We start from the raw sequence: 3,129 nt of genomic DNA on the forward strand, positions 1-3,129 counted from the left end.
GCGCTGAAGCGGCGCACGGCGCGCGAGGCCGAAATAGGCGCGCGCCGTGCGCCGCTTCAGCGCTTCGGGCAGCGGCACGATGTCGGTCAGCAGGCCATAGCGCATTTCGCGCAAATTGCCGACACGATGGGGGATGCGGGCAAAGAACGGGATCAGCGCCGATTTCCAGCTTCCCGGCAGCACATAGGCCATGTCGTAGCGGCCGCGCAGCAGGCGGCCGAAGCGCCTGCGGCTGCGGAATTCGAGCGCGCCCGGCATCAGCGCGAAGTCGATCTGGCTGCGTATCTCGGGCATGCGCTTGACCAAAGGCGCGGCCCAGGCCGGCGCCAGCACATCGATTGCCGCGTTCGGATGTTTTTCCTTCAGCGCCGCAAACAGGCACTGCGCCATGACCATGTCGCCCACCCAGCGTGGGCCGATCACGAGGATCGTTGGGCCTTCAGCCATTCGACATAGTCCCTGACGCCGGTTTCGACTGTGCGGAATTGGCCATTGTAGCCGGCCGCGCGCAAGCGGGACATATCAGCCTGCGTAAAACTCTGGTAGCTGCCCTTGAGATGGTCGGGGAAAGGGATGAATTCAATCTCGCCCTTGCCCAGCGTGTCGATCACCGTTTCGGCGATGGCGCGGAACGGCTGGGCGCGACCGGTGCCGCAGTTGAAGATGCCGCTCTGGCCCTTTTTCCAAAGCCACAGATTGACGTCGGCGACATCGCCGACATGGATGAAGTCGCGGCTCTGCTCGCCCGGGCCGAAGTCGCCATAGGCGCCGAAGAGTTTCGGATTTTCGCCGCGCTCGACCTGGTTGAACAGATGGAAGGCGACGGACGCCATGGCGCCCTTGTGCGCCTCGCGCGGTCCGTAGACGTTGAAATAGCGCAGGCCCGTCACCTGCGAATGGTCGGCGTCGATGTTGCGGCGGACATAGTCGTCGAACAGCTTCTTCGAATAGGCATAGACATTGAGCGGGCGTTCGAACTCGGGCTCCTCGCGGAACTCGCTGCCCCCGCCATAGACGGATGCGGAGGAGGCGTAGAGGAAGGGCACGCGCAGATCGAGGCAGGCATGCAGCAGCCGCTTCGAGTAGGTGTAGTTCACCTCCATCATGAACTTGCCGTTCCACTCGGTGGTGGTTGAGCACGCGCCCTGGTGGAAGACGGCCTCGATGCGGCCGAGCGCGCCATTCTGGAGCTGGGCGAGAAAATCGTCCTTGTCGAGATAGTCGGCAATGCGAAGGTCGGCGAGGTTGGCGATCTTGTGGCCGTCGGTGAGATCGTCGACCACGACGATGTCGTCATGCCCCTCGGCATTGAGAGCGGCGACGATGTTGGAGCCGATCATGCCGGCGCCGCCCGTGACGATGATCATGAAGGCCTCTGTCTGTTTGCGATCCCGGCTCTTATAGGGGAGGCTGGTGTGAGTGTCGATAAAGCCGGTGCCATCCCGTATTGAGGATCGCCAATCTTGTCTATTTCGCCTGTTTTGTCTATTATGTACAAAACGGAGCGTGTCATGAAACAGTACCCGTCGACTGATTTGAAACAGAATCTCGGTGATGTTCTTGCGGCTGCCAGCCAGCAGCCTGTCTCCATCACCCGTCACAACAAGCCGAGATACGTCCTCATGAGCATCGAGGCCTATGAGGCTCGCTTCGTCAACGACAGCCGCCGTGCCTACGCCGCCAAGGACGCCCCGTCAGAGCATGTCGATATGCTCGAGGAGTACGCTGCCCGAGGGAGTCGCGAGTAGGTTTATTGCCGCCGAGAACCGGGTCGCTTCGGGCTGAGTGTCGACAATCACGTCACGTCAGCGCTGCCCCTCATTGCCCTGCCGGGCATTTCTCCCCGTATGGTGACGGGGAGAAAGGGCTGGCCGTAACCTCGGCGCCCTTATTGCGACGCTGGAGATTGGCGAAACCGGCGACGAGGGCCCCTCTCCCCGTCACTATACGGGGAGAGGATGGCCGGCAGGCAGGTGAGGGGCAGCGCCAACGCCTGGAATGATGTTAGAGGAATTCGACGATATCCATATCTGTGGTATCGCCAGTATGGAGATCGGACCAGCAGGGCGTAGCCTGACAGAGACGTGATCATTTGGGGACCAAGAATGCCGTCGACCGAACTGCTGATCGCATTCTTCGCCACAACTGCGATCTTCGCCTACATCCCCGGACCCGCCATGCTTTACGCCGCGGCGCAGACGATGGCGCGGGGCCGCTGGTCGGGGCTGACGGCGGCTCTCGGCATTCATCTCGGCGGTTATGTGCATGTCTTCGCGGCCGCCGCGGGACTGTCCGTCCTGTTCCACGCCGTGCCGCCGCTCTATCTGGCGGTCAAGCTCGGCGGCGCGCTCTATCTGATCTGGCTCGGCGTCTCAATGATCCGCAAACGGACAGGCGGCGATACGGCTCTGCCGGCCATCGAGCGGAAATCGGCGCGGCGCGCCTTTTTCGAAAGCATCACCGTCGAGGTGCTCAATCCGAAGACGGCGATCTTCTTCATGGCGTTCCTGCCGCAATTCATCGATGCCTCGGCGGCGTTCCCGGTCTGGCTGCAGTTCGTCGTGCTTGGAACCATCGTCAATCTGATGTTTTCCTCCGCCGATATTGTTTGCGTATTCCTTGCCGGCGCGATGATCGACCGGCTGCGGCTTTCAGGGCGGGCGCAGCGGCTGATGCAGCGTGCAGGCGGCGCCGTGCTTGTGGGCCTCGGCGTCCACGTGGCCCTGCAGAGAAGCTGATTGCACAGCCGACTTCGGCCGCAGTCAATCGGGCCTGCCGTTGCGCTCGCCCCAATTGCGGTATATCCGCATCGCGTTGAGCGAGGTGCGCCACAATTCCGGCGCTGAAACCTAATCAAGTCCTGCCTTTTTCAGGCATATGTCGAGTGAGATGATCAAGCACAATCCGCCCTCTCCGGAACCTTTGCATCGCACCATCGCCCGGTTCGGCGAGGTCACCGTGCTGGTGGTCGGCGATTTCATTCTCGACCGTTTCGTCAGCGGCGTGATCGAACGCATCTCGCCGGAGGCTCCGATCCCCGTGCTGCATGGACGGGGCGAAATGCTGAACATGGGCGGCGCCGGCAATGTCGTCTCCAACATCGTTTCGCTAGGCGGGGCCGCCATACCC

Annotated in this window: 4 protein-coding genes and 1 pseudogene; 3 read left to right on the plus strand and 2 right to left on the minus strand. The window is 62.1% G+C overall.

The features are described 5' to 3' along the window. A partial coding sequence (waaF, locus tag EOA28_RS30580) for a lipopolysaccharide heptosyltransferase II (RefSeq protein ID WP_128315607.1) occupies positions 1-447 on the minus strand: 447 nt, incomplete at its 3' end. After that, positions 420-1,367 (minus strand): ADP-glyceromanno-heptose 6-epimerase, encoded by a 948-nt coding sequence (gene rfaD, locus EOA28_RS30585; protein ID WP_127251525.1) that lies wholly within the window; start codon positions 1,365-1,367, stop codon positions 420-422. The genes rfaD and waaF, both read right to left, overlap by 28 nt. A gap of 144 nt (positions 1,368-1,511) precedes the next feature. On the opposite strand from rfaD, the gene EOA28_RS30590 reads away from it, so the two are divergent. The 3 genes and pseudogenes from EOA28_RS30590 to EOA28_RS30605 all read left to right on the plus strand — a co-directional run. Then, the gene (locus EOA28_RS30590; protein ID WP_127251524.1) at positions 1,512-1,748 is read left to right on the plus strand and encodes a type II toxin-antitoxin system Phd/YefM family antitoxin; all 237 of its coding nucleotides are present in this window, start codon (positions 1,512-1,514) and stop codon (positions 1,746-1,748) included. 357 nt (positions 1,749-2,105) lie between these two features. Further along, positions 2,106-2,738 carry a LysE family translocator gene (locus EOA28_RS30600; protein ID WP_127251523.1) on the plus strand — a complete coding sequence of 211 codons (633 nt, stop codon included), beginning with the start codon at positions 2,106-2,108 and terminating at the stop codon, positions 2,736-2,738. A gap of 151 nt (positions 2,739-2,889) precedes the next feature. Continuing rightward, positions 2,890-3,129, plus strand: a pseudogene (locus EOA28_RS30605) (bifunctional heptose 7-phosphate kinase/heptose 1-phosphate adenyltransferase); the annotation flags it as partial.

Origin of the sequence: Mesorhizobium sp. M2A.F.Ca.ET.067.02.1.1 (assembly GCF_004023285.1) — a bacterium.
Taxonomy (GTDB): domain Bacteria; phylum Pseudomonadota; class Alphaproteobacteria; order Rhizobiales; family Rhizobiaceae; genus Mesorhizobium.

Coding starts and splice junctions, on each gene's coding strand:
- rfaD (WP_127251525.1), bottom strand. CDS start 1,367: ATGATCATCGTCACGGGCGGCGCCGGCATGATCGGCTCCAACATCGTC.
- EOA28_RS30590 (WP_127251524.1), top strand. CDS start 1,512: ATGAAACAGTACCCGTCGACTGATTTGAAACAGAATCTCGGTGATGTT.
- EOA28_RS30600 (WP_127251523.1), top strand. CDS start 2,106: ATGCCGTCGACCGAACTGCTGATCGCATTCTTCGCCACAACTGCGATC.